The 5,500-nt window shown below is 49.7% G+C and carries 4 protein-coding genes and 1 pseudogene; 1 reads left to right on the plus strand and 4 read right to left on the minus strand.

The genetic code is table 11. The annotated features are described in order from the left end of the window. The 4 genes and pseudogenes from B5F19_RS16270 to B5F19_RS16285 all read right to left on the minus strand — a co-directional run. Nucleotides 1-162, minus strand: a pseudogene (locus B5F19_RS16270) (IS3 family transposase); the annotation flags it as partial. Between the two features lie 58 nt (nt 163-220). Next, entirely contained in the window at nt 221-571 is a 351-nt protein-coding gene (locus tag B5F19_RS16275) for a helix-turn-helix domain-containing protein (RefSeq protein ID WP_087292663.1), read from the minus strand. Between the two features lie 200 nt (nt 572-771). Continuing rightward, nucleotides 772-2,052: an SLC13 family permease gene (locus B5F19_RS16280; protein WP_087292666.1), complete on the minus strand. Its 1,281-nt coding sequence runs from the start codon at nt 2,050-2,052 to the stop codon at nt 772-774. Nucleotides 2,053-2,132: 80 nt separating this feature from the next. After that, nucleotides 2,133-3,569: a M20 family metallopeptidase gene (locus tag B5F19_RS16285; protein WP_087292669.1), complete on the minus strand. Its 1,437-nt coding sequence runs from the start codon at nt 3,567-3,569 to the stop codon at nt 2,133-2,135. Between the two features lie 337 nt (nt 3,570-3,906). Between B5F19_RS16285 and B5F19_RS16290 the strand changes: the two genes are divergently transcribed. Next, entirely contained in the window at nt 3,907-5,220 is a 1,314-nt protein-coding gene (locus tag B5F19_RS16290) for a hypothetical protein (protein ID WP_087292674.1), read from the plus strand. The last annotated feature ends 280 nt before the right edge of the window (nt 5,221-5,500 follow it).

Here is a 5,500-nt window from a genome sequence, read left to right on the forward strand (position 1 = left end):
CTTGTGGTTGTAATGAAATCCACGGTTTCGCAGTTCCTGTGTCACACGACGGTAGCCGTATCTTCCCTTGTTCTCTGCTGCAATGGAGCAGATCTCTTCTTTCAACTCTGCATACTTCTCTGGCGCTTTCTCCTTTTTGATGTAGTAATAATATGTGCTGCGAGGAAAACCGCAACGTCCAGCAACAGCGACAACTTGTGTTCATGCCTCAGCTCCCATATTACTTTTGCTTTCTCTCTTGCCGTACCCTCTCGGCAACCAAGGCATTCAATTTTTTTAGGTATGCACTCTCCGCTCTCAACCGCTGTACTTCTGCCAGTAAGTCTTCTTCAATCTCCGCTTTGAGCTTCTTCGGAGGACGCCCCTTGCTGCCGCGACCTCTTCGCTCTATATACAGCCCTTCTGGACCTTCTTCCAAATATATGCGCTCCCAATACCGTACATGGTTATGATCATTGATCTCAAACTGACGAGCTGCTTCACGGTAGCTTAGTTTTTCCCGCATCATCGTCTCTACAACTTCTTGTTTGAACTCCCCTGTGTATCTTTTATTTGCTTTCCTTTTTGGCATAAAACAACACCCCATTCGTTAGTAGTATACCATACTGTCTAACAATTGGGGTGCTGTTCACCGAGCCGTAACTTTTATTTATTGTTCAGGCTTAGATGGAGCGTTTTGTTGCGGGAATCTTCTTCTGCTTCCTATTTGTATATTAAGTTTCAATTATATATTTATAGAATATTTAAACGGGTCTTATATCTATCCAAGAATCAAATAGGGTAGAGTGTCATTGCAATCAACGTGCCCACAATTCCACGGACGATGCCAGGGATGATGCCAGCTTTAAAAATAGTCTTAGCATTATATCCGCCTGCGTCCATCGCCATCGGAACGACTGCAGTAGCCATAGGAGTGACCACGGAGGACATCGTTGCCAATGCACAAAGAATAATAGGACCACGGGGATCACAGCCAATAGAGTTACAGGTGATGACTGCGATAGGTACCAGGACTGTGCTAACCGCACGGTTGTATAGTACAGAGGTCATCAAGAAACCGACTGCATAAAACGCGAAGCCGATGATGTAGCCATTGGTTACGCCGCTGAGCAAGCTTGCGATCCCTTCACCCAGAAGATCCGCCGCACCCGTCTCCGCCAGGGCGGAGCCGAGGACAGACACACCTACGTAAAGTAGAACCGTACTTATGTTCAGGTTGTCGATCGCTTCACGCTCGGTCAGCACGCCTGAGGCGACCAAAACAATGGCACCAGCCATGGTGACCTGCCAGGAGGTAAAGCCCAGCATCAGGCCAATAATAACAAGAACGAATACACCATAGCCCAGGAATTCGCGCACCGGACTCAAAGGGGCCTGCTCCTTCATCTTTCGCCCCTGAATGGCCGCAATCGGCCGGTCCGGTTCATCCGGCAAAAAGCGGGGAACCACAAAGATTGCCATCAATACCGTCAGGATACCGACCGGCAGAAATACCAGTGTCTCGCTCCACATGTTAAGTTGAGTTGCGGTCCAGCCGTAGGACTCCATATAACCGTTTTGCGTCACATACCAGGCAGCATAGGGGCCGATCGGTTCCACGATAAAACTGGTGGAAACCGAGGCGATGGCCAGAGGGAACATCATTTTTGAAGGACTGATATTCATTCGGTCGCACATATTCTGTGCCAAAGGCTGGACCAGTGCGAAAAGAGCCACAATGCTTGGGACAAACTGACCTAGAATACAGGTGATGACGACATAGGAGGCCAGTATTTTGGTAAATGAACCATCTGTTACCTTATAAAGCAGCTTGGTGATTTTGTTGATCATCTGCGTACGCGCTAAACCGGCCGCGACTACAAACATAGAAGCCATCGTGATGACTGTGTTGCTGCCGAAGGTCCCGATGGCGGTGCCGGCATCCACGCAGCCAAACAGGACCAGTACAACCATGACGCCTAGCGCGGTAAACGACATGGGTATTTTGTTCGTAAAGAACAGGATGATCATAACAACAAAAATTACGAAACAAATGATCATCTGTTGAGTCATTTCAGTCTCCTCCTCTACTATTTATCGATAGCTTGAAATACCCTGCTAGCAATGTGACCCGTTTAAACAAATCGCAGCAATTACAGAATTCTCGGCATTACATCCGGCGGTATAGGAGACTCATAGGGACGTCCACCGGTACGAAACTTATGTTCTTCCTTAGCTCGCTGAATAATCGTCGGATCCTCCAGTGCATCTATAGCAGAACCCGCCATTACCTTTGCGGCGTACAGCATCCCCTTTTTGGCCATCGGAGATTTTCCCACGGAAACCATCTGCCAGGAGTGCATGGCAATTCCGGCCGGCGCCGTGGCCGCGTTGATCTGTGCTACAGGGCAATTCCAGCTCACATCTCCCACATCTGACGAGACAAATCCCTGCCGCTCCTGGGCTAATGGCATAACAGCCCGGTGAATGGGGGCGTGAATGTCCTGCTCCAGCTTTGCCCGCTCCTCTGGATCGGTTATCTCTTCATATAGGGTTTCAAAGTAGGATTTGGATGGGGTTAGCGTTCCTTGGACACGTCTTGCCAGTTCCAGATCCCCTTCATCAAAATCGGCGGGCGGAATCTCTTCCAGGTTTTGCTGCATCACCCGGTTCAACTCAGAATTGATGATGACATTGGAACAGGCTTTGATGAAAGTAATGACAACAGACGTTTCCGTCATCATAGCCGCACCTTGCGCGATTTTATTGACCCGCTGGTATAATTCACGCACCTGGGGCAAATGGACAGCGCGCAGAAGATAGATTGCCTCTGCGTGCGGCTGAACGATGCCAGGGGCGGAGCCGCCGGGGTCCGTAATCGCATAGTGAATCCGGGTCTCCAACGGAACATGTTCCCGCAGGAACTGAACTCCCACGTTCATCAGTTCCAGGGCATCCAGGGCGCTGCGTCCCAGTTCCGGAGACATGGCCGCATGGGAAGCCACTCCTTGAAACTGATAGCTGATCTGGTAATTTGCCATGGTACTCTCGGTGGATACGCTGTTCACTTCGCCTGGATGCCAGCTGAATGCAAGATCCAGCCCATCAAATACTCCGGCCCGAGCCATAAAACCCTTGCCAGAGCCGCCCTCTTCCGCCGGGCAGCCGAAGAATTTCACAGTGCCTGGAATCTGATTCTCCTGGAGATATTGTTTCACTGCAATCGCCGCAGCCAGGGAGCCTACACCCAGGAGGTTGTGTCCGCAGCCATGTCCCGGATTCCCCTCCTGCACGGGAGCCTGTACAGTGCAATCCGCTTTCTGACTGAGTCCTGGGAGGGCGTCAAACTCGCCTAGAAATCCGATGACCGGGCCCCCGGAGCCAAAGGTTCCGGAAAACGCGGTTTGAATTCCCGCTAAGCCGCGCTGTACTTGAAACCCCTCCTGTTCCAGGGCTTGGGCCAAAGTTTGTGCAGCAAAGGTTTCGTGATACCCCACCTCCGGGTGATCCCACAAGGAATCGCTCAAATTGCCCAACTGCTCCCGGCGCGTCTCAATTGCCGCCAGCGCTTGTCTCTTTTTTCCCTTCATAGCGATGTCTCCTTCCATGACTAATTTCAATCGCATATTAAAGACATTTTGTATCTACTATATGTCTAATTATCGACATATTTCAGACCTTACGGTTGGAGTATACTTGATCTGCATATCGAAAGTCAAGGGAAATTCATATAAAAAGCGGAATAATGATTAGATATTCCAAAATTTATAGTAAAGAACAACTTTCATTGAACGAACAGAATGATTGAGCGGAGAAAGTTTCTTTGTCCCTTACCATGCTGTTTTGATTTGTTTCCCTGGAAAAAGGCTTGAGTTCCTAACCTGTTTTCGCTATAATAGTGAAAAAAGAGAACAATCAGGAGCGATTATGTATTCAATAGGAATTCTGACTAATGAGCAGTCGCTTCGGCAGATCATGCAGATTGATGCAGAGATGCGTCGGTGTGCCAATATTACCTACCTTCCCTATACATCGCCGGAGCACTTAAGATTCCTCTATGAGCAAAACGGAGATAAATTCGATGCTCTGCTATTTAGCGGTTCATATCCTTATAACGTCATTCGGAAGCAGTTTCCCGCCGTAGATGAGATCCCTCACGCCTACTTCAATATTTCCGATCGCGACTACTATAAGCTGGTAGCACAGCTGGCGGTTCAAAATCCAGGGCTCGATTTTTCAAGGGTTTATTTTGACCGTCCGGAATTTCCGGTGGACTTTTATTCTATTTTTCAGCGAGCCGATCAGCCTCTCCTCGGCACAGCGCCTATTGATTGGGCCAATGTGGATGCGGCGGACTGGTATAAGCCGCTGCAGCAGTACTATAAAGTCCTGTGGGACAGCGGGACCGTGGACCTTCTAGTGACTCGCTTTGCCAGCATGGAGACCTACTTTCGGGACCATCAGATCCGCCACCATTACCTTATGCCAGCACCGGAATCCATGGAGGAAACCTTTCGGGGACTCATCGTGCAGCTGGATACCTCGGCAAAGGACAACGCCGCCTGTATTGGTCTGATCCTTTCAACACAGGTTTTAAGTACGGACCAGCAAAAGGCGTTTTACAATCGGATCCAAGCCTGTAACCGGCAGCTTGGCATGCCGTTTCTGATCTATGAGCAAAATGACCGCTATGAAATCACGGTCAATCAATCGGTGCTGAAAGATTTGACCCAGCAGTATACGACATGCCCGGTCACCGCTTATCTGGATGGAGGTCTTACCTTCCCCATCTACGTCGGCTGGGGCTGCGCCGGAAACGTGATCGATGCCCACCGGAATGCCCAGCGGGCCGTGAAAGAGGCAACCATGTGCAAAAACTCCGCGGCATTTATTGCCATAGATGACAATGTAATGATTGGCCCGCTCTCCAGCAGCCGCCGAATTATATACAGTGATGCCCCCAGTGAGGCTCTGACAAACTTAGGGGAGCAGGTCGGGATCACCCCGCTGTATTTAAGCAAGATTCTCTCCGTGCTCACCAAAAAGGGAGAAAGCACGCTTTCCTCAGAAGAACTGGCCTTCTTCCTGAACATTACTACCCGTAGCGCCTCACGCATCCTCTCCAAACTGGAGGCCGGGGGGCTCGCTACTGTGCAATACAACCGCCAGATCAATTTGCGCGGTCGTCCGGCCAAAATTTACAAGATCGATCTTGCGGCGTTGAAAGGCAGCTCTACCTAAACCAAAAGGTTCGTTTTTCATTGATCTCGACACACATAGCCAAACAGATTTGGTTTATATCCTGCATTTTCAGAAGACCTGCAGCCGTTACAACATCGACTTCACAACAGCGGACGAGGATGAGCAGGATTTTGTGATCCGAATGACAGAAAAGAGTTTTATGCTATGCGTGCCTGACCCAAAATCTGACCCAGAACCGGAAAAACTGGGTCGGAACAGAGAGAATATAACCTCCGGGTTTGGGCCCATTTTAGGCCCAAAAACGCCCGGAAAGCGTTGA

This window comes from Pseudoflavonifractor sp. An184 (assembly GCF_002160305.1).
GTDB classification, from domain to species: domain Bacteria; phylum Bacillota; class Clostridia; order Oscillospirales; family Oscillospiraceae; genus Lawsonibacter; species Lawsonibacter pullicola.